Here is a 24,028-nt window from a genome sequence, read left to right as displayed (position 1 = left end):
CCTCAGCCGTACGACCCGACACCACCCACGCACCAGCATCCGCAAGAGCCGCAACCGGCCCCGAATCAATGCCCTCGCTCCCCGCCCCGACCTCGGCCCCGACCGTGGGGGCCTCCTCCAAGATGACGTGCGCGTTGGTGCCGCTGATACCGAACGCCGACACCCCGGCCCGGCGCGGACGCTCACCCGCCGGCCACGGCACCGACTCCGTCAGCAACCGCACCGCACCCGCCGACCAGTCCACATGCGACGACGCCACATCAGCATGCAACGTCCGCGGCAACCGCCCATGCTGCAACGCCAACACCATCTTGATCACACCCGCCACACCCGCCGCAGCCTGAGTGTGACCAATGTTCGACTTCACCGACCCCAACCACAACGCATCACGGTCACCACGGTCCCGGCCATAGGTCGCCAACAACGCCTGAGCCTCAATCGGATCACCGAGCGTAGTGCCGGTGCCATGCGCCTCGACGACATCCACATCCCCCGGCGCCAGCCGGGCATTCGCCAACGCCGCACGGATCACCCGCTGCTGCGACGGACCGTTGGGCGCCGAAAGACCATTCGACGCACCATCCTGATTCACCGCCGTACCACGAACAACGGCCAGCACCCGGTGCCCATTACGCCGCGCGTCCGACAGCCGCTCCACCACCAGAACACCGGCACCCTCGGCCCAGCCCGTACCGTCCGCATCCTCCGAAAACGCCCGGCACCGGCCATCAGCCGACAACCCCTGCTGCCGGGAGAACTCCACGAAGGAGAAGGGGGTGGCCATTACGGTCACACCGCCGGCCAGGGCCATCGAGCACTCCCCCGAACGCAACGCCTGGGCAGCCAGGTTGAGCGCCACCAGCGAGGACGAACAGGCCGTGTCCACCGTCACCGCCGGGCCTTCCAGGCCCAGGGCGTAGGAGACCCGGCCGGAGAGGACGCTGGTGGAGTTGCCGGTCATCAGGTGGCCCTCGACGCCGGAGCCGTCCTGGCCGGTGAGTGCCATGCCGATGGCGTAGCCGGAGCCGAAGCCGCCGGCGAAGACGCCCGTCGAACTGCCGCGCAGAGACGACGGGTCGATACCGGCGCGCTCCAACGCCTCCCAGGACGTCTCCAGCATCAGCCGCTGCTGCGGATCCATCGCCAGCGCCTCACGCGGACTGATCCCGAAGAACCCCGCATCGAACTCGGCCGCCCCCCGCAGGAAGGCGCCGGAGTCGGTGTAGGAGGTTCCGGTGCCGTGTCGGTCCGGGTCGAAGAAGCCGTCCAGGTCCCAGCCGCGGTCGGTGGGGAAGCCGCCCACCGCGTCGCCACCGGAGGACAGCAGCTCCCAGAACTCCTCAGGGCTGCTCGCACCACCGGGGAAGCGGCAGGCCATGCCGACGATCGCCAGCGGCTCATCCGCGGCGGGGGCTGCGGAGATCGGCGAAGCGGCTGCGGCCTGCGTCACCTGTCCGGTCAGTTCGCCGTGCAGGAAGGCGGCCAGCGCGACCGGGGTGGGGTGGTCGAAGACCAGGGTCGCCGGCAGCCGCAGTCCTGTCGCCGCGTTCAGTTGGTTGCGCAGTTCGACGGAGGTCAGCGAGTCGAAGCCCAGGTCCTTGAAGGCCTGCCGGGCCTGTACCCCGTCCGCCGAGTCGTGCCCCAGTACGGCGGCGGCCTCCGCGCGGACCACGTCGATCAGTATCCGGTCCTGCTCCGAGCGACTCATCCCGGCCAGCCGGGCGGCGAGTTCGCCGTCGGCGCGGAAGGCCGGTCCGGTGCTGCTGTTGTTGGCACGGGCGGCGGCCAACCGCCGGATCTCCGGCATGTCCCGGACCAGCGGCATCTCCAGGACATGCGCCGTTCCCGGCGCCGCGCCCAGCTGTTGCGGGTCGAAGTCCATCACCGTCACCGCGGCGTCCGGGCCGTCCATTGCCTCGATCAGGGCCTCCACCGCGAGCTGGGGGTCCATCGGCGGCATCGCGGTCCGGCGCATCCGGGAGCGGATGGCCTCGTTGGACTGCGCCAGGCCGGCGCCGCCCCACAGCCCCCAGGCCACCGCCAGGCCGGCCAGTCCACGACCGCGCCGGTTCTCCGCCAGCGCGTCCAGGAAGGCATTGGCCGCCGCGTAGTTGCCCTGACCCGGACCGCCCAGGGTTGAGGCGGCCGAGGAGAACAGTACGAAAGCGTCCAGATCCAGGTCCGCGGTCAGCTCGTCCAGGAGCGCCGCGCCATGGGCCTTCACACCCAACACGGCCTCCAGCCGCGGGGTGGTGAGGCGGTCCACGACGCTGTCGTCCAGGACGGCGGCCGTGTGCAGTACGGAGGAGAGCCGGGGACCGCCGGCGTCGATCCGGCTCAGCAGCCCGGCCAGACGGTTCCGTTCGCTGACATCGCAGGCGACGACCTCCACGGCGGAACCGGCCGCGGCCAGTTCGGCCGCCAGCGCTGGCGCGCCCGCGGCCGACGGGCCCGAGCGGCTGGTCAGCACCAGACGCTCGGCGCCCCGGCCGGCCAGTCGCCGCGCGACGTGTCCGGCGACCGCCCCGGTTCCACCGGTGATCAGCACCGTGTCGCGAGGCGTCCAGCCATTTTCCGGGCCGTTGCTGTGTGGGACGCTCGACAGCCGTCGGCCCAGGATTCCGGCCCGTCGGACGGCGACCTCGTTCTCGCCGCAGCCGGCCAGTACCGCCACCAGCCGCGCACCAGCGCGCTCATCGAGCGTCTCCGGCAGGTCAACCAGACCACCCCAACGCTCAGGGTGCTCCAGCGCGACCACCCGGCCCAGACCCCACACCTGCGCCTGCACCGGGCAGGTCAGCGCCTCACCCCGGCCGGCCGCCACCGCACCGCGCGTGGCAACCCACAGCGGCGCCTCGATCCCGGCATCACCCAGAGCCTGGACCAGGCCCAGGGTGGCAGCCAGACCGGCATTCACCACCGGATGGTCCGGCAGCGGCGCCTCGTCCAGCGCCAGCAACGACAGCACCCCGGACACCGCCGACGCATCCGCCGCACCAGTCAGCAACGCCGCAATCTCGGCCCGGGTCACCGTCCCGGCCGGGACCTCGACCGTTACGGTCTCGGCTCCGCGAGCGCTGAGCACGGCCGCGCACTGCTGCGCCGCATCATCATCGACCCCAGCCGCAACCACCACCAGCCACGTACCGGACAGCAGCCCGGCATCCGGCTCGGCAATGGCCGACCAGCCCGTGCGATAACGCCAACCGGCAGTGGTCGAACGGTCCAGCTCACGACGCCGCCACGACGCCAACGCCGGCAACACCTCGTTGAACGGGCGCCCGCCCTCCAGAGCCAACGCATCACCCAGCCCCGACAGGTCACCGCCCTCAACAGCCGCCCAGAACGCCGACTCCGTATCAGTGCTCGCGCCCTCCCCGGCAGCAGCAAGCGAACCGCCCGTCGGCAGCGCCAGCATGCCCTCCGGCCAGAACCGGCGACGCCGGAACGCATACGTCGGCAACTCAACCTGCTCACCGACAGGCAACACAGACGTCCAGTCCACCGACGCGCCGTTGACGAACGCCTCCGCCAGCGAGGCCACCAGACGATCCACACCACCGTCGTCCCGCCGCAGCGTCCCACAGACGGCGCCCGGCTCTGCCCCCTGGCCAGCCACCTGAGCCAGGTCCATAAGGGTGTCGTTCATCGCCCCCATCAGCACCGGATGCGGCGTCACCTCAACAAACACCTGGTGCCCACGGCCCGCCAGCACCCGCACCGCACGGTCGTAATGCACCGTAGCGCGCAGACTGCGATACCAATAGCCGGCGTCCAGCTCCTCACCAGTCAGCGTCTCGCCAGTCATCGCCGAGACCATCGGAACCCGGCCCCGACGCGGGGAAACCCCGGCCAGAACAGAGGTGATCTCCTCCTCCAACCGGTCCACCTGCGCCGAATGCGAGGCATAGTCCACCGCCACCATCCGCGCCCGGCCACCCGCCGCCTCGAACTCCGCCCTCAACTCCTCCAGCGCGGCTGGTTCGCCCGAGACGACCGTGGCCGACGGCCCGTTGACCGCCGCCAGAGACACCCGATCCCCGAACCGGACCAGACGCTCCTCAACCTCCGCCGCCGGACGACTGACCGACAACATCCCACCCGCACCCGCCAGCACCTTCAACGCACGCGACCGCAACGCCACCACACGCGCACCGGCCTCAAGCGACAGCATCCCCGCCACCGTCGCCGCAGCAATCTCACCCTGCGAATGACCCACCACAGCATCCGGGACGACACCAGCCGCCTCCCACACAGCAGCCAGCGACACCATCACCGCCCACAACGCAGGCTGAACGACATCCGCCGCCTCCAACGCCGGAGCACCCTCCACACCCGCCAACACCTCAGTCAGCGACCAGTCCACATACGGCGCCAACGCCACAGCACACTCATCAAGACGCGCCGCGAACACCGGTGAGGTACGGGCCAGCTCCCGCCCCATCCCCACCCACTGCGAACCCTGACCAGCAAAAGCAAACACCGGACGAGCATTGGAACGGGCCACACCGGACACCACCGAACCAGCCGGAACACCCGACGCCAGGCCCCCAAGACCCGCCAGCACCTGCTCCCGGCCTCCGCCCACGACCACCGCACGGTGCTCGAAAACCGACCGCGTCACCGCCAGCGACCACGCCACATCAACCGGCCGGAGCGCCGGACGAAGCGAAACCCACTCCCGCAACCGCCCCGCCTGCGCCACCAACGCCTCAGCAGTCCGACCCGACAGCACCCACGCACCGACATCGACACCGACACCGGCTTCCGCGGCCAGCACTGCCGCCTTCGGAGTCGTCGGGTCCTCAAGGCCCTCGGCCGTCTCGATGTCCTCCGGTGCGGGGGCCTCCTCCAGAATGAGGTGGGCGTTGGTACCGCTGATGCCGAAGGAGGAGATGCCGGCGCGTCGCACCCGGTCGCCGTCGGACGGCCAAGGTACCGACTCGGTGAGCAGCCGCACCTCACCGGCCGTCCAGTCCACGTGGGTGGAGGGCACCTCGGCGTACAGGGTCTGCGGCAGTTGCTCGTGCTGGAGGGCCAGCACCATCTTCATGACACCGGCGACACCGGCGGCAGCCTGGGTGTGACCGATGTTGGACTTCACCGAACCCAGCAGCAGCGAGCCGCGGTCACCTCGGTCCTGGCCGTAGGTGGCCAGCAGCGCCTGGGCCTCGATGGGGTCACCGAGTGTGGTGCCGGTGCCGTGCGCCTCGACCACGTCGACATCGGCGGTGGTCAGGCCGGAGTTGGCCAGCGCGGCGCGGATCACCCGCTGTTGGGAGGGTCCGTTGGGGGCGGTGAGGCCGTTGGAGGCGCCGTCCTGGTTGATGGCGGAGCCGCGGAGCACGGCGAGCACCGGGTGTCCGTTGCGGCGGGCGTCGCTCAGGCGTTCCACCACGAGCATGCCGGCGCCCTCGGCCATGCCCATGCCGTCGGCCTGGTCGGAGAACGCCTTGGAGCGGCCGTCCGCGGCCAGGCCCCGGGCGTGGGAGAACGCCAGGAAGCCGTCCGGGCTGGCCATGATGGTGACGCCGCCCGCCAGGGCCAGCGAGCACTCACCGGTGCGCAGGGCCTGGGCGGCCAGGTGGAGCGCGACCAGCGAGGAGGAGCAGGCGGTGTCCACGGTGACCGCCGGGCCCTCCAGGCCCAGAGTGTAAGAGACCCGGCCGGACAGCACGCTGGCAGCGTTGCCGGTCATCAGGTGGGCGCCGAGGTTCTCCAGTTCTTCCTCGTCGGTGACGCTGACGGCGAGGTAGGAGGAGCCGTAGCCGCCGACGAAGGCGCCGGTGTGGCTGCTGCGCAGGGTCGCCGGGTCGATGCCGGCGCGTTCCAGGGCCTCCCAGGACGTCTCCAGCAGCAGGCGCTGCTGCGGGTCCATGGCGAGGGCCTCGCGCGGGCTGATGCCGAAGAAGCCGGCGTCGAAGGCGCCTGCGTCCTGCAGGAACCCGCCCACCTGTGTGTAGGAGGTACCGGCGTGCTCGATGTCGGGGTCGTAGAGCGCTTCGAGGTCCCAGCCGCGGTCGGTGGGGAAGGTGGACAGGCCGTCGGTGCCGTCGGCGAGCATCTGCCACAACTGTTCGGGGCTGGTCACGCCGCCCGGGAAGCGGCAGGCCATGCCGACGATGGCGATCGGCTCGTCCGCGGTGTACGCGGCGGTGGTCTGCGGGGCGGCGGGTGACGCGCTCTGCGGCAGGTCGTCGGTCAGCTGCTCGTGCAGCAGCCGGGCCAGCGCCGTCGGGTTGGGGTGGTCGAAGACCAGGGTGGTGGGCAGCCTCAGTCCGGTCGCCGCGTTGAGGCGGTTACGGAACTCGACGGCGATCAGCGAGTCGAAGCCCAGGTCGGTGAAGGGCCGGCCGGCCTCGATGGCGTCGCCCGAGGGGTGCCCCAGTACGGCGGCCGCGTGGCTGCGGACGAGATCGAGCAGGAGCCGGTCGCGCTCCGGGCCCAGTTGCGCGGCCAGGTGTGCGCGCAACTGGTGGGAGGTGCCGGCGGCGGAGGCGCCGGCGGCCGAGGTGACGGCGGCCCGGCGCGGGGCGAGGTCGTCGGCCAGCTCCGTCCAGAGGGCGGGGATGCCGGTGGCGGCTGCCTGGGCCCGCAGCGCGGCCTTGTTCAGCCGGGCCGGGACGAGGAGCGCCTCGGTCCGTTCGAGGGCCAGGTCCAGCAGGGTCAGGCCCTGGTGCTCGTCGAGGGCGGTGAGGCCGGAGCCGGTCATCCGGCGCAGCATCACCTCGTCGAGGTCGCGGCCGATGCCGGCCTGCGGCATCCACGGGCCCCAGGCCAGCGCGGTACCGGCCAGCCCGGCGGCCCGCCGGTGGCCGGCCAGGGTGTCCAGGAAGGCGTTGGCCGCCGCGTAGTTGCCCTGACCTGCGCCGCCGAAGGCGGAGGCCACCGAGGAGAACAGGACGAAGTGGTCCAAATCCAGGTGCCGGGTGAGGTCGTGCAGGTGCCAGGCGGCGTCCGCCTTGGGGCGCAGGACGGCTGCCAGCTGCTCGGCGCTGAGGGAGCCGATCAGGCCGTCGTCGATGATGCCGGCGGTGTGCACGACGGAGCGCAGCGGGCGGTCGGCGGGGATCGTGTCCAGGACGCCGGCCAGGGCGTCCCGGTCGGCCGCGTCGCAGGCGATCACCCGGACATCCGCGCCGTGGGCGGCTATCCGGGCGGCCAGGGCGGCGGCGCCGGGGGCGGCCGGACCGGAGCGGCTGAGCAGCAGGGTCTCGTGGGCTCTGCCGGTGGCGGCCAGGTGCCGGGCGACGACCCCGCCCAGGGTTCCGGTGCCGCCGGTCACCAGTACGGTGCGCGGGTGTGCCGCGGCGGGTGCGGGGGTCGGTGCGGTGCGGTCGGTGACGGTGGGGCGGACCATGCGCCGGGCGTAGCCGCTCTGGTGCCGTACGGCCAGTTCCGGTTCACCCGTGGCCAGTGCGGCGGGCAGCGCGGCGGTGTCGCCGGCGCTGCCGTCCGCGGGGAGGTCGGCCAGCACGAAGCGGTCGGGGTGCTCTGTCTGGGCCGATCGCAGCAGGCCCCAGACGGCGCCCGCGGCCGGGTCCGCGACCTGCTCGCCGGGGTGCACCAGCACGCCGCCCCGGGTCACCAGGACGAGCTTGGACGCCTCCAGCTCGGGTGCGGCGAGCCAGTCCTGCACGAGGGTCAGGGCTTCAGTGACGACCTGGCGGGCGGCCTCGGCGATTCCGTGGGCATCCGTCCCGGCGGGTCCGCTGTGTGTGGTGGTGCCGCTGTGTTTGGTGGTGCCGCTGAGGCAGGCGAGCACGGTGCTCGGTACGGTCTCGCCCGCACCGACAGCGGCCACGAGTTCGGCGATTCCGGCATGGCTGCGGACCGGTGTCCCGGCGGTGGTGAGCTGCTCGGCCACGGCGAAGCGGTCGGCGCCGATCAGCGCCCACGGCCCGTCCGGGGCCGGGGCCTGCGAGGGGTTGGGGGAGCCACTGCGGTGCAGCGGAAGCCACTCCACGGTGAACAGGGCGTCGCGGGTCCACGCGTCGTCGCCCTGGAGCTGGTCGGCGGAGAGCGGCCGGGTCCGCACCGATTCCACCGAGACCACCATCGCTCCGGTGGGGTCGGCGGCGGTCAGTGCCAGGGTGTCGTCGGGGTTCCGGCGCAGCCTGATGCGCAGTACGGACGCGCCGGCGGCGTGCAGTTCCACGCCGCTCCAGGCGTGGGGCAGGCGGATCCGGTCGGGTCCGTCGTCCGTGGCCCGCCCCTGGGCCTGCCCGGCCACGCGGTCGGCGAGCAGGGCCGCGTCGAGCAGCACCGGGTGGAGGGCGTACGGGTCCGCGGTGCCGGCGTCCGACGGCAGTGCCACCTCGGCGAAGATGTCCGCGCCGCGCTGCCAGACGGCCTGCAGGCCCTGCTGGGCGGGGCCGTAGACGTCGGCCAGTTGGACGGTGTAGAGGTTGTCGATGTCCAGTGCCCGGGCGTTGCGCGGCGGCCAGGCGGTGAGGTCGGCCGGTGTCCGGACCGCGTCCGGCGCGGGAGTGCGGGCCGGGGCGACGACGGCTGTGGCGTGCCGGACCCAGCCGTGCTCCTCCTCCGAGCGGTCCGGGCGGGCGAAGACGTCCACCTGGCGGTGGCCGTCCTCGTCGCCCGCGCCGACGACCACCTGGAGCTGCGTCCCGGGGCCTTCGGCGGGCAGCACCAGCGGCTCGTGCAGCGTGAGTTCGGTCAGCAGCGGGCAGCCCGCCTGGTGGCCCGCGCTGACGACCAGCTCCACGAAGCCGGTGCCGGGCAGCAGCGTCACGCCGCCGACCGTGTGGTCGGCCAGCCAGGTCTGGGTGTGTACGGACAGCCGTCCGGTGCACACCAGCTGGTCCTCACCGGCCAGCTCGACGACGGCGCGCAGCATGGGGTGACCCACTGCTTCCAGGCCCAGCTCGGCAGGGTCGCCGACGCCCGGCTTCACCGTGCCGGGCAGCGCCATCATGCCCTTGGGCCAGTAGCGCTGGTGCCGGAAGGCATACGTGGGCAGCGCCACCTGCTCACCGGCGGGCAGCACACGCTTCCAGTCCACCGGCACGCCGTGGACGAAGGCACGGGCCAGACCCGTCAGCAGGTCGGTGGCGCCTTCCTCGGTGCGCCGCTGGAGCGGGACGAAGGCGGGCTCGGCACCGTCCACGCCGGCGACCGCGTCGGGGCCCAGGGAGGAGAGTGAGCCGTCCGGGCCCACTTCGAGGAAGACCGGGACGCCCTCCGCTGCCAGGGTGGCCACCGCATCCGCGAACCGTACGGTCCCGCGGGTCTGCGCAGGCCAGTAGCCTGCCTGCGGCTCAGACACCAACCCACCGGTGAGGGCACCGGCCCACATCACCTCCGGGCGACGGAACTCCAGCCCCTCCGCAACGCTACGAAGCTCCTCCAGCACCGGGTCCATGGCTGAGGAGTGGAAGGCGTGCGAGACCCGCAGCCGCCGCACCCGGCAACCCCGGCCCCGCCACAACTCCACCACCGCATCAACCGCCTCGGCCGCACCCGAAATCACCACCGACTCCGGGCCGTTGACCGCCGCAATGGCCACCTCATGCGACAGCTCACCCGACACCTCGCCGAACGAGGCGACGACTGCCGCTTCCGCGGCGTTGACCGCCGCCATCGCCCCACCCGACGGCAGTTCCTGCATCAGCCGGGCCCGGGCGGCTACCAGAGCGCAGGCGTCCGGCAACGACAGCACCCCGGCCACATGGGCCGCGGCCACCTCGCCCACCGAATGACCCACCACCGCATCCGCCACCACACCAGCGGCCTTCAACACCGCAGCCAAAGCCACCTCGAAAGCGAACAGCCCCGCCTGCGCATACAACGTCTGATCCACCATCCCCGCAGCCGCACCGTCGCCATCGCGGTCGCTGTCCAGGACCACATCCCGCAGACGCACCCCGAGCCCGAGCTCCAGCTCCAGCAGCCCGCACACCCGGTCGAAGACCTCGGCGAACACCGCACTGCCCGCATACAGGCCACGGCCCATACCCACCCACTGCGCACCCTGCCCCGCGAAGATCAAGCCCACCCGGACATCCGCCCGAGCCACACCCGACACCACCACAGGCGACGGAACCCCGGCCGCCAGGTCTGCCACTGCGGACAGCAGCTCCTCGCGCTCCGTACCCAGCACCACCGCACGGTGCTCGAACGCCGACCGCGTCGCCGCCAGCGACCACGCCACATCAGCCGCGCCCAGACCCGGACGCGCCGACACCCACTCCCGCAACCGACCGGCCTGCGCCGACAACGCCTCAGCCGTACGACCCGACACCAGCCAGGCGCCGGAGCCCGGCAGCAGCGGCTCGGCGGCGTGGCTGCCGGTGTCCTGAGGTGCGGTGTCCGTGCCGCCCTCGCCGTCCGTCCCGGTCTGCGCCTCGGCGGGCTCCTCCGCAGGGGCCTCCTCCACGATGACGTGGGCGTTGGTGCCGCTGACGCCGAAGGAGGAGACGCCGCCGCGCCGGACCCGCTCCCCCAGCGGCCAGGAGTGGGCCTGGGTCAGCAGCTCGATGTTTCCGGCCGACCAGTCGATGTGCGGCGAGGGCTCTTCGGCGTGCAGAGTCTGCGGCATCTGCTGGTGTTGCAGCGCCAGCACCAGCTTGATCACACCGGCGATGCCGGCGCCGGCCTGGGTGTGGCCGATGTTGGACTTGACCGAGCCCAGCCGGACCGGCTGGTCCTCCGCGCGGCCCTGGCCGTAGGTGGCCAGCAGGGCCTGAGCCTCGATGGGGTCACCGAGCGTGGTGCCGGTGCCGTGCGCCTCGACCAGGTCGACATCGGCGGTGGACAGGCGGGCGTTGGCCAGGGCGGCGCGGATGACCCGCTGCTGGGAGGGACCGTTGGGGGCTGCCAGCCCGTTGGAGGCGCCGTCCTGGTTGATCGCTGAGCCGCGGATAACCGCGAGCACCGGGTGCCCGTTGCGGCGGGCGTCGGAGAGCCGCTCCAGTACGACCATGCCGGCGCCCTCGGATATGCCCATGCCGTCGGCGTCGGCGGAGAAGGCCTTGCAGCGGCCGTCCGCGGCCAGCCCCAACTGCTTGGAGAACTGGGTGAACATGACCGGGACGGTGGTGACCGTGACGCCGCCGGCCAGCGCCAGCGAGCACTCCCCGGACCGCACCGACTGTGCGGCCAGGTGGAGCGCGACCAGGGAGGAGGAGCAGGCGGTGTCCACGGTGACCGCCGGGCCCTCCAGGCCCAGCGCGTAGGAGACCCGGCCGGAGATGACGCTGGTGGAGGTGCCCGTCATCAGGTGGACGTCCAGGTCCTCGTCCGTGCCGAAGCCGTAGCCGGACAGCGAGGCGCCGGCGAAGACGCCGGTCGAGCTGCCGCGCAGGACGTGCGGGTCGATGCGGGAGCGCTCCAGCGCCTCCCAGGCCACCTCCAGCAGCAGCCGCTGCTGCGGGTCCATCGCCACCGCCTCGCGGGGGCTGGTCCCGAAGAACGCGGCGTCGAACCCGCTGGCGTCCGTGATGAACCCGCCCTCGGGGAGCCTTGTGCTGCCGTCCGGGTTCTGGACCCGCAGTTGCGCGAGGTCCCAGCCGCGGTCGGTGGGGATGTCGGCGATCCCGTCGCGTGCGGTGGCGAGCAGGTTCCAGAAGTCCTCCGGAGTGTCGACTCCTCCGGGGTAACGGCAGCCGATGCCGACGACCGCAATGGGCTCGTGGCTGCGTTCCTCGACCTCACGCAGGCGCTGCCGCGTGTTGTAGAGGTCCGTGGTCACCCACTTGAGGTAGTCGCGGAGGGCCTCTTCATCTGCCATCGGATCTCACCATTCCAGTTCGTGAAACGCGCACGTGCTGTCCGCACCTGAGGGGGGCCGGTTACCGGCCGAGTTCTCGGTGGATGAACTCGAATATCTCGTCGTCCGTTGCGGATCCGATCTTGTCCGCGACCGCTTGGCTTTCCTGCGGGGCGCCGCTCTCCTTCCACTGGGCGAGGAGGTGGTGCAGGCGCTCGGTGACCATGTCGTACGTCTTCTCGTCCGGCGCCGACCCGGTCAGCAGCGACCCGAGCCGGTCGACCTCCTCCACCAGGGACACCACGCCCGCGCCGTCCTGGAACTGCTCGCTCCACAGGTGGTCGGCCGCCGCTTGCGGGGTGGGGTGGTCGAACAGCAGGGTGGCGGGCAGTTGCAGGCCGGTGGCGTTGCTGAGCCGGTTACGCAGTTCGACCGAGGTCAGCGAGTCGAAGCCGAGGTCGCTGAAGGCGCGGGTGGCCTCGACCTCGCCGGGTGCGGCGTAGTCGAGTACCGCGGCCGCGTGTTCCTGCACCAGCCGGATCAGTGCCCGGTGCTGCTCGGCACTCGGCAGCCCGGCCAGCTCCTCGCGCAGCGAGGCTCCCGCGGCCGGATCGGTGGCCGGGGCGGCCGCCTCTGCCGCCAGGGCCGCGGCGGCCTCGGGCAGGCCGGCGATCAGCGGGCTGGGGCGGCGCAGCGTGAACGGCACGGCGAATCGCGACCAGTCGACATCGACGATGGTCAGCGGCCCTTCCCCGCCGTCCACGAGGTGTGCCAGGGCCTGGACCGCGCGGTCCTTGTCCATCAGCGCCACGCCTCCGCGGGCCAGCCGTCCGGCGGTCTCCGCGTCGGTCATTCCGCCGCCGCCCCAGGGGCCCCAGGCCACCGAGGTGGCGGGCAGGCCGCGGGCCCGGCGGTGTTCGGCGAGGCCGTCCAGGTAGGTGTTGGCGGTGGCGTAGGCGGGCTGCACGACGCTGCCCCAGATCGCGGAGATGGAGGAGAACAGGACGAACGCGTCCAGGTCGAGGCCGAGTTCGCGGGTGAGCTCGTCCAGGTGCCGGGCTCCGGCCGCCTTGGCCGCCAATACCGCGTTCGTCTCCGCCAGGTCGGCCTCGGCTACCGTCACGGCCTGCCCGATCCCGGCGGTGTGCAGCACCGTGGTCAGCGTGGGGCCCTGCGCGACGATCCGGCCGAGCGTCCAGGCGACCTGGGCGCGGTCGCTGACGTCGCAGGCCAGGATGTCCACCCGGCTGCCAGTAGCGGCCAGTTCGGCGGCCAGGGCGGCAGCTCCGGCGGCTGCGGGGCCGGAGCGGCTGGTCAACACCAGCCGTCGGGCGCCGCGCCCGGCCGCCCAGCGCGCGACGTGTCCGCCGATGGCGCCGGTGCCGCCGGTGACCAGGACCGTGCCGCCCGGCGTCCACGGCCGGTCCGGCAGGACGGGCTGTGGGGCGTGGGTCAGTCGCCGGCCCAGGATGGCGGCCGCTCGGATCGCCACCTGGTCCTCACCACAGCCGGCCAGTACCGCGCCCAGCCGCGCCGCGACCTGCCCGTCCGGCCCGTCGAAGTCGGCGGGCAGGTCGACCAGACCGCCCCAGCGCTCGGGGTGCTCCAGACCGACGACCCGCCCCAGACCCCAGACTTGTGTCTGCAGCGGGCGGACCGGCGGCTCGCCGGGTGCGGCGGCCACCGCGTGGGAGGTGGCCACCCACAGTGGGGCGTCCACCTCGGCATCGCCGAGGCCCTGCACCAGGGCGAGGGTGGCGGCCAGACCCACGGTCAGCGCCGGATGGCCCGGCATCGGCGTCTCGTCCAACGCCAGCAGGGACAGAACACCCGCGAACCCGTCCGCCGCCGACACAGCGCGGACCTGATCGGCCACCGCCTCACGACCGGCAGCCCCGGCCATCTCCAGCACGACAACGTCCGCACCACGGGCGGACAGCGCCGCAAGGCACTGACGCGCCAACGCCCCGTCGACCTCCTGGGCCGGTACGAGCAGCAGCCAGCGGCCGGCCAACCGGGCCGGCGCCGGGTCGGCCACCGGCGCCCAAGTGATCCGGTAGCGCCAGCTCTCGGTAGCCGAACGCTCCAGTTCCCGGCGCCGCCAGGACGCCAGCGCGGGCAGTACGCCGTTCAGTTGCTCCTGATCCGCAAGGGCCAGGGTGTCCACGACACCCGACAGGTCGCCGCCCTCGACGGCGGCCCAGAACCGCGCCTCGGCGGCCGAGGACCCGCCAGCGGCGACCGCGGCAGCGGCTGCTGTGGCGGTGGCGGAGGGCTCCAGCCAGTAACGGCGGTGCTGGAACGCGTAAGTCGGCAGCTCCACCACCTCACCGGCCGGCAACACCTTCCGCCAGTCCACCGGCAGCCCCGCCACATGGGCCTGCGCGAAGGCGCGCAGCAGGCCGGCCGCACCGGCATCGGCCTGCGTCAGCGTGCCGATGCTCAGCACCTCGGCGGTGACTGCGTCCTGCGCGGTCTCGCTCACCGCGGCCGTCAGCACCGGGTGCGGGGAGATCTCGACGAACGCCCCGTAACCCGCCTCCAGCAGACTGCGGACGGCCTCCTCGAAACGCACCGTCTGCCGCAGATTCGCGAACCAGTACCCCGCATCCACCTCCGGCCCGGCCAGCCACTCCCCCGTAACCGTCGAGACCATCGGAACCCGGCCCGCCCGCGGAACGATGCCCGACAGCTCCGCCTGAAGCCGGGCAGCCAGCGGCTCCACCGCCGGCGAATGCGCCACAAAATCCGTCGCCGGAATCCGCCAGCGCAGCACCTTCCGCGCCGCCAGCTCCCGCTCGAAAACAGCCAGCGCCTCCGCTTCTCCGGAGACCACCACCGACGCCGGGCCGTTGACCGCAGCCACCGACAACCGGCCGCCGAAGCCAGCCACCAACTCACGCACCGCGTCAGCCGGCATCACCACCGACACCATCGCCCCAGCCACATCCAGCGACGACAACGCACGCGAACGCACCGCCACCACCCGCGCCGCATCCTCCAGCGACAGCATCCCCGCCACCGTCGCCGCAGCAATCTCCCCCTGCGAATGACCCACCACAGCATCCGGCACCACACCCGCCGCCGCCCACACCGCGGCCAACGACACCATCACCGCCCACAACGCAGGCTGAACAACCTCAGCCGCCTCCAACGCCGGAGCACCCTCCACACCCGCCAACACATCGGTCAGCGACCAGTCCACATACGGCGCCAACGCCACCGCACACTCCTCAAGCCGCGCCGCAAACAACGGCGACGAGACCAACAGCTCCCGGCCCATACCGACCCACTGCGCACCCTGCCCGGCGAACACGAACACCGTACGACCCGTGGCCCGAGCAACCCCCGACACCACACCCGGCGACAACTCACCGGCCGCCAGACCCCGCACCCCGTCCAACAGGCCCGTCCGGTCACCAGCCACGACCACACCCCGGTGCTCCAACACCGCCCGCGTAGCCGCCAACGACCACGCCACATCAACCGGACGCAACGCAGCACACCCAGCCGCCCACTCCCCCAACCGACCCGCCTGCGCAGCAAGACCCTCCGCAGACCGACCCGACACCAACCACGCCGACGCCCCACCCGCCGCAAGAACGGCAGGCACAGTGTCCGCCGGGGCGGGGACCCCATCGGCGTCCGTCTCCTCGGGCCGCTCGGCCGGGGCCTCCTCCAGGATGAGGTGGGCGTTGGTGCCGCTCATGCCGAACGACGAGACGCCGGCGCGGCGTACTCGGCCCTTCCCCGGCCACGGGGCCGTTTCGGTCAGCAGCCTGACGTCGCCGGCCGACCAGTCGATGTGCGGGGAGGGCTCGGCTGCGTGCAGGGTGCGCGGCAGCTCGCGGTGCTGGAGTGCCAGCACCATCTTGATGACGCCGGCGACACCGGCGGCAGCCTGGGTGTGACCGATGTTGGACTTCACCGAACCCAGCCACAGCGGGTCGGCCTCGCCGCGGTCCTGGCCGTAGGTGGCCAGCAGTGCCTGGGCCTCGATCGGGTCGCCCAGCGGGGTACCGGTGCCGTGCGCCTCCACCACGTCCACGTCGCCAGGGGTGAGACGGGCGTTGGCCAGGGCGGCGCGGATCACCCGCTGCTGCGACGGCCCGTTGGGCGCGGTCAGACCGTTGGACGCACCGTCCTGGTTGACCGCACTGCCCCGTACGACAGCCAAGACCTTGTGCCCATGGCGACGCGCGTCGGAAAGCCGCTCGACGACCAGCATGCCGGCGCCCTCACCCAGTCCCATACCGTCGGCGCCGGCCCCGAACGGCTTGCACCGGCCGTCCGGGGAGAGCCCCATCTGCCGGCTGAACTGGTCGAACAGCAGCGGGTTGGCCGCCACCATGACCCCGCCGGCCAGTGCCAGCGTGCACTCGCCGGAGCGCAGGGACTGGGCGGCCATGTGCAGCGCCACCAGGGAGGAGGAGCACGCGGTGTCCACCGTCACCGCCGGGCCCTCCAGGCCCAGTACGTAGGAGACGCGGCCGGAGACCACGCTGGTGGAGATGCCGGTCACCAGGTGGCCGTCGAGCTCCTTCTGTACTCCGGAACTCCAGCCGTAGCCGGAGGCGGAGGCGCCGGCGAAGACGCCCGTCGGGCTGCCGCGCAGCGCGGACGGGTCGATGCCGGAGCGTTCCAGCGCCTCCCAGGCCACCTCCAGCAGCAGCCGCTGCTGCGGGTCCATCGACACCGCCTCACGCGGACTGATTCCGAAGAAGCCGGCGTCGAAGTTGGTAGCGTCGTAGACGAAGCCGCCGGAGCGGACGGGGCCCTGGGGGTCTCCCTGGCGGTCCTCGATGTTCCAGCCGCGGTCCTCGGGCAGTACGGAGATGGCGTCGGTCCCGGCGGTGACCAGGTTCCACAGCTCCTGCGGGCCGCTCGCCCCACCCGGGTAGCGGCAGGCCATGCCGACGATCGCCAGTGGTTCGTCCGCGGCCGCCGCCAGGACGGGGGCGGCGTGCGACGCGTCGGCCTGCGTGCCGTCCGGTGTGCCGGGCAGCTCGGCCAGTTCGGCCAGCAGGAATGCGGCGGCGGCGCCGGGCGTGGGGGCATCGAACAGCAGGGTGGCGGGCAGGTGCAGGCCGGTGGCGCTGCTGAGCCGGTCACGCAGTTCGACCGAGGTCAGCGAGTCGAAACCGAGGTCGCTGAAGGCGCGGGTGGCCTCGACCTCGCCGGGCGTGGCGTAGTCGAGTACCGCGGCCGCCTGGGTCTGGACGAGGGTGAGCAGTGTCCGCTTCTGCTCGGTGCGGGACAGGCCCGCCAGCTGTCGGCGCCAGGAGGCGCCGGCGTGCGGGCCGGCTGCCGTGTCACCGCTGCCCGGGGCGTGCGGCCCGTCGGCGGCCAGCACCTCCTGGACCTCCGGCAGGTTCTCGATCAGCGGGCTGGGGCGGCGCAGCGTGAACGGCGGCGCGAACCGCTGCCAGTCCACGTGGGCGACGGTCATCTGTGGTTCGCCGCAGTCCAGGACCTGGGCCAGCGCCTGCACGGCGTGGTCCGGGCCCATGACGATCAGGCCGCGGCGGATGCCCTGTGCCGCACCCGCCTCGTCGGTCATGCCGCCGCCGCCCCAGGAGCCCCAGGCCACCGAGGTGGCGGGCAGACCGTGGGCCCGGCGGTGCTCGGCGAGACCGTCCAGGTAGGTGTTGGCGGCGGCGTAGGCGGGTTGCAGGCCGCTGCCCCAGGTGGCCGAGATGGAGGAGAACAGGACGAACGCGTCCAGTTCCAAGCCGAGTTCGCGGGTCAGGTCGTGCAGGTGCAGGGCGCCGGCCGTCTTGGCCGCCAGTACGGCGTCCGTCTCGGCGAGGTCGGTGTCCTGCACCAGAGTGGCCTGGTTGACGCCGGCGGTGTGCAGCACCGTGGTCAGCTTGGGGCCCTGCGCGGCGATCCGGCCGAGCACCGTGGCGACCTGGGCGCGGTCGCTGACGTCGCAGGCCACGACGTCCACCCGGCTGCCCGCGGTGGCCAGTTCGGCGGCCAGGACGGCAGCTCCGGCGGCTGCGGGCCCGGAGCGGCTGGTCAGCACCAGCCGGGCGGCGCCACGGCCGGACAGCCAGCGGGCGACGCGTCCGCCGATGGCACCGGTGCCGCCGGTGACCAGGGCGCTGCCGCCGGGTGCGTACGATCCGGCCTCGCCACGGGGGCGGCCGGCCCTGCTCAGCCGGCGGCCGAAGATGCCGGCCGGCCGGATCGCGGTCTGGTCCTCGCCGCAGCCGGCCAGCACCGCGCACAGGCGCGCCGTGATCTGTCCGTCCGCGCCGTCCGGCCCGTCGAAGTCGGCGGGCAGGTCGATCAGTCCACCCCAGCGGTCGGGGTGCTCCAGGGCGGCGACCCGGCCGAAGCCCCAGGTCAGGCTCTGTGCCGGGGTGACGGGCGGCTCCTGGGCGGTGGTGGCGACGGCGCCGCGGGTCAGTACCCACAGCGGGGCGTCCACCCCGGTGTCGCCCAGTGCCTGTACCGCGGCCAGTGTGCCGGCCAGGCCGCCCGGGACCGCGGGGTGCCCGGGCACCGGCGTCTCGTCCAGGGCGAGCAGCGAGACGATGCCCGCCGGTGCCGTGGTCTCTTGCAGTGCCTGGCCGAGGACGTCCGCCATCGCGACGCGGTCCACGGTGTCCGCGGGCACCTCCACGACGGTGGTGTCGGCCCCACGGGCGGCGAGCGCTTGGGCGCAGGCCCGGGCCGGGCCGGCGCCCTCGGGTCCGGTGAGCAGCAGCCAGCGGCCGGTGAGGACGGTGGCGGCCGGGTCGGCCACCGGTGCCCAGGTGATGCGGTAGCGCCAGTCGGCGGTGGCCGACCGGTCCTGTTCCTGGCGGCGCCAGGAGGTGAGGGCAGGAAGCACCTCGCCCAGCGCGTGCGCGTCGTCCAGGTTGAGCACCTCGGCCATGTGGGTCAGGTCGCCGCCCTCGACGGCGGCCCAGAACCGTGCCTCGGCGTCCGAGGAAGCGGTTGCGGCGGCCGTGGCGGAGGCTGCGGCGGAGGGCTCCAGCCAGTAACGGCGGTGCTGGAAGGCGTAGGTGGGAAGCTCCACCACCTCACCGGCCTGCAGGACCTTGCGCCAGTCCACCGGCAACCCTGCCACGTGGGCGTGTGCGAGGGCGCGCAGCAGACCGGCCGCGCCCGCGTCGGTCTGCGACAGGGTGCCGATGCTCAGCACCGGGGTGGTGCCCGCGTCCGTGTCCTGGGCTGTTTCGGTCACCGCGGCCGTCAGCACCGGATGCGGCGAGACCTCGATGAACGCCCCGTAACCGGATTCCAGCAGCGTGCGCACGGCGTCCTCGAAGCGCACCGTCTGCCGCAGGTTCGCGAACCAGTACCCGGCATCCACCTCCTGCCCGGCCAGCCACTCCCCCGTAACCGTGGAGACCATCGGAACCCGGCCCGCCTGCGGGGCAATACCCGACAGCTCCACTTCAAGCTGGGCGGCAAGCGGCTCCACCGCCGCCGAATGCGCAACAAAATCCGTCGCCGGGACGCGCCAGCGCAGCACCTTCCGCGCCGCCAGCTCCCGCTCGAATCCAGCCAGCGCCTCCGCTTCTCCGGAGACCACCACCGACGCCGGGCCGTTGACCGCAGCCACCGACAACCGGCCGTCGAAACCCGCCACCAACTCACGCACCGCGTCAGCCGGCATCACCACCGACACCATCGCCCCGGCCACATCCAGCGACGACAACGCACGCGAACGCACCGCCACCACCCGCGCCGCATCCTCCAGCGACAGCATCCCCGCCACCGTCGCCGCAGCAATCTCCCCCTGCGAATGCCCCACCACCGCATCCGGCACCACACCCGCCGCCGCCCACACCGCGGCCAACGACACCATCACCGCCCACAACGCAGGCTGAACAACCTCAGCCGCCTCCAACGCCGGAGCACCCTCCACACCCGCCAGGACATCGCTGAGCGACCAGTCCACATACGGCGCCAGCGCCGCCTCGCACTCCGCCAACCGCGCCGCAAACAACGGCGACGAGACCAACAGCTCCCGGCCCATACCGACCCACTGCGCACCCTGCCCGGCGAACACGAACACCGTACGACCCGTGGCCCGAGCAACGCCAACAACCGTATCGGCAGTAGCCGTTGCGGAAGCCAGATCGTCCAGCCCGGACAGAAGTGCGGCGTGCTCGTCGGCCACGACCACACCACGGTGCTCGAAGACCGATCGGGTGGCCGCCAGCGACCAGGCCACGTCCGCCGGACGCAGGGCGGGGCGCTCGGCCGACCACTCCCGCAGCCGTCCCGCCTGTGCGGCAAGTCCCTCCGCAGACCGTCCCGAGAGGAGCCAGGCCGTGGGACCGCCGTCAACGAGCAGCGCCGGCGCGGGAGCCGACACGGCCTCCTGGTCCGGACCGTGCTGCGCCGACTCGGACAGGGCCTCCGCCTCACCCTCGCCCGCGTCCGGTCCCTCCTGCCCGGTCGGATCCGTGGTCTCCTCGGCCTCTTCGGCCGGGGCCTCCTCCAGAATCACGTGTACGTTGGTGCCGCTCATGCCGAAGCCGGAGACACCGGCCCGGCGCACCCGCTCGCCACTGGGCCACGGCACCGGCTCGGACAGCAGCCTGACCTCACCCGCCGACCAGTCCACCTCGTCGGTGGGTTTTTCGACATGGAGGGTGCGCGGCAGGTTCTCGTGCTGCAGGGCCAGGACCATCTTGATGATTCCGGCCATGCCCGCGGCCTGCTGGGCATGGCCGATGTTGGACTTTACCGAACCCAGCCACAGCGGCCGGCCCTCGGGGCGCTCCTGGCCGTACGTGGCCAGCAGGGCCTGGGCCTCGATCGGGTCGCCCAGCGGGGTACCGGTGCCGTGTGCCTCCACCACGTCCACCTCGGACGCCGTCAGGTGCGCACCGGCCAGGGCGGCGCGGATGACACGCTGCTGAGCGGGGCCGTTGGGGGCGGTCAGGCCGTTGGAGGCACCGTCCTGGTTGACGGCGCTGCCCCGTACGACCGCGAGTACGCGGTGGCCGTTGCGTCGTGCGTCGGAGAGCCGCTCGGCGACCACGACGCCGACGCCCTCGGCCACGCCCATACCGTCGGCGCCGGCCCCGAACGCCTGGCACCGGCCGTCCGGGGAGAGTCCCAGGGAGCGGCTGAAGTCGGTGAACAGTACCGGGGTTGCGGCCACATAGGCACCGCCGACCAGGGCCATGGAGCACTCTCCCGCACGCAGGGCCTGGCAGGCCAGGTGCAGCGAGACCAGCGCCGAGGAGCAGGCGGTGTCCACGGTGACCGCCGGGCCCTCCAGACCCAGGGTGTAGGCGAGGCGGCCGGAGAGCACGCTCATCGCGTTGCCGGTCATCACGTGCCCGTCCAGGTCGCCCTGGGCGCCGCTGGCCCAGCCGTAGCCGGAGGCGGAGGCGCCGGCGAACACGCCGGTCGGGCTGCCGCGCAGCGCGGACGGGTCGATGCCGGAGCGCTCCAGCGCCTCCCAGGCCACCTCCAGCAGCAGCCGCTGCTGCGGGTCCATCGACACCGCCTCACGCGGGCTGATCCCGAAGAAGGCGGGGTCGAAGCCGGTGGCGTCGTGCAGGAAGTTGCCCGCCTGGACCTCGGCGGCGTCCTGTCCGGTGCCGTCGTCACCCAGGTCCCAGCCGCGATCGCGCGGCAGTGCGGCCACCGACTCGCGGCCCGCGTCCAGCAGTTGCCACAGGTCCTGGGGGCTGCGCACCCCGCTGGGGAAGCGGCAGGCCATGCCCACCAGGGCGATGGGCTCGCCGCCGGCCGCCTCCATCTCCTGCAGGCGCTGCCTGGTCTCGTGCAGGTTGGCGGTCACCCGCTTGAGGAAATAGCGAAGCTTCTCCTCGCTCACTTAACTCACCTCGTCGAAGAAGTCGCGGCGCTGGCCGGTTCAGTAGATTCCGAGTTCTTTGCCGATGAAGTCGAAGACTTCGTCGTCGGACGATGATTCGAGCTTCTCCGCGACTTCGGTCTCGGCGTTTTGGGCCTGGGTCTGCTTCCAGCGGGAGAGGACGATCTCAAGCCGGTTGGTGATCTGGGCGGCGTCGCCGCCGCCGGGCACCGCGGTGAGCATTTCCTCCAGCCGGTCCAGTTCGGCCAGGACGGGTCGGGCGGGGCTGCTCTCCTCGGTGAGGCGGTCCCGCAGGTGGCCGGCGAGTGCGGCCGTGGTCGGGTAGTCGAACAGCAGGGTGCTGGGCAGGCGCAGCCCGGTGGCGCGGCCCAGCCGGTCCCGTAGTTCCACGGCGGTCAGCGAGTCGGCTCCCAGGTCGCTGAAGGCCCGTTCGGCCTGCACCGACTCGGGGCTGGGGTGGCCCAGCACGGCGGCGGCCTCGGTCTGCACCAGTGTGATCAGCAGCCGGTCCTGTTCGGTCGGGGACAGGGTGGCGAGTTGGCGGGCCAGCGCGTTGCCGGCGGCCGACGCCTCCGGGGCGTCGCCGTCGTCGCCGCGGGCGGCCAGCGCCTGGACCACTTCGGGCAGGCTCTCGATCAGCGGGCTGGGGCGGCGCAGCGTGAACGGCGGCGCGAAGCGTTCCCAGTCCACGTCGGCGACGGTGAGCGTCGGGTCGTCGCCGTCCAGTGCCCGGGCCAGGGCGCCGAGTGCCGCGTGGGGGTCGATCAGGCGCAGGCCGCGCCGCTCCATGTGGCCGGTGGCTTCCTCGTCGGTCATGCCGCCGCCGCCCCACGGGCCCCAGGCCACCGAGGTGGCGGGAAGGCCGCGGGCCCGGCGGTCCTGCGCCAGGGCGTCCAGGTAGGCGTTGGCCGCCGCGTAGCCGGCCTGCATCGCGCTGCCCCAGGTGGCGGCGACGGAGGAGAACAGGACGAAGGCGTCCAGTTCCAGGTCGGCGGTGAGCCGGTCCAGGGCGGCCGCGCCGGCGGCCTTGGCCGCGAGGACCGCGGCCAGTTCCGGTACCGAGGCCTGGTCCAGTGGGGTCATCTGGCCGAGGCCGGCCGCGTGCAGGACGGCGGTCAGCGGCGGGCCGCCGACGCTGATCCAGTCGATCACGCCGGCCAACGCGGCCTCCTCGGCGGCGTCGCAGGCCAGGATGTCCACCTGTGTCCCGGCCGCCGCCAGTTCGGCGGCCAGCGCGGCGCTGGTGGCGGCGCCGGGGCCGGAGCGGCTGGTGAGTACCAGCCGTTCGGCGCCGCGGCCGGCCAGCCAGCGTGCCGCGTGCCCACCGATGGCACCGGTGCCGCCGGTGATCAGGGCGGTGCCGCGCGGTGTCCACTGCCCGGCGCGTTCGCGCGGCTGCGCGGCGCGGGTCAGCCGGCGTCCGTGGATGCCGGACGGGCGGAGGGCCACCTGGTCCTCGCCACAGCCGGCGAGCACGGCGCGCAGCCGCTGTGCGGTGTGCTCGTCGCACTGCTCGGGCAGGTCGATCAGCCCGCCGCCGTGGTCGGGGTGTTCCAGGACCACGACCCGGCCCAGTCCCCATGCCTGCGCCTGCACCGGGCGGTCCGGCGCTTTTTCGGGGGCCACGGCGACGGCGCCGCGGGTGATGCCCCACACCGGGGCGAGCACGTGCTCGGCGACCAGAGCCCGCGTCAGATTCTGGGAACCGGCCAGGCCCTGTGTCAGCGCCGGATGGCCGGGCAGCGGGGTCTCGTCGAGGGCCAGCAGGGAGACGACGCCGGCGACGCCCTCCGGGGGAAGCACCGCGGCGATCTGTGCCGCCAGCCGCTCGGGGTCGGCTGTCTGGGTGGCTTCCAGGGGCACGACCCGGGCGCCCCCGGCGGTCAGTGCCTGCGTGCAGTGCTCGGTCAGCGCCTGCGCGACCGGTCCGGCGGGGGCCACCAGCAGCCAGATGCCGCTCAGTTCTGCCGGGGCCGGGTCGGTGACCGGCTCCCATGCCACCCGGTAGAACCAGTCGGCGGTGGCCGACCGGTCCTGTTCGCGGCGGCGCCAAGACGCCAACGCGGGCAGCGCCTCAGCCAGTTGCTGTGCGTCCTCCGCGGGGAGGGTGCCGGCGATGTCGGTGAGGTCGCCGTCCTCGACGGCCGCCCAGAACCTGTCCTGCGCAGTTGCGGACGCGCTGTCGCCCCAGGCGTGCGGGAGGGTCTGTATGCCGTTGGGCCAGTACCGCTGGTGCCGGAAGGCATACGTGGGCAGCTCCACCTGCTCACCGGCGGGCAGCACCGACGCCCAGTTGACCGGGGCGCCGTTGACGAAGGCACGGGCCAGACCGGTCAACAGGCCAGCGGAGCCTTCGGTACTGCGCCGCTGGAGCGGGACGAACGCGGGCTCGGCGCCGTCCACGCCGGCGACCGCGTCGGGGCCCAGGGAGGAGAGTGAGCCGTCCGGGCCCACTTCGAGGAAGACCGAGACGCCTTCCGCTG

3 protein-coding genes are annotated in these 24,028 nt (G+C 73.0%); all 3 read right to left on the bottom strand.

Annotated elements, in window-relative coordinates; all coding sequences use genetic code 11:
* A partial coding sequence (locus ACZ4QV_RS41240; RefSeq protein ID WP_467764427.1) for a type I polyketide synthase occupies window positions 1-11,749 on the bottom strand: 11,749 nt, incomplete at its 3' end.
* A 61-nt stretch (window positions 11,750-11,810) separates the two neighbouring features.
* On the bottom strand, window positions 11,811-21,545 hold the full coding sequence (locus ACZ4QV_RS41235) for a type I polyketide synthase (RefSeq protein ID WP_467764426.1): 9,735 nt from the start codon (window positions 21,543-21,545) through the stop codon (window positions 11,811-11,813).
* Window positions 21,546-21,584: 39 nt separating this feature from the next.
* On the bottom strand, window positions 21,585-24,028 hold a 2,444-nt coding region (locus ACZ4QV_RS41230), incomplete at its 5' end, for an SDR family NAD(P)-dependent oxidoreductase (protein ID WP_467764425.1).

This window comes from Streptomyces sp. NPDC026394, from assembly GCF_055567735.1.
This window is presented reverse-complemented; position numbering and strand designations above follow the sequence as displayed.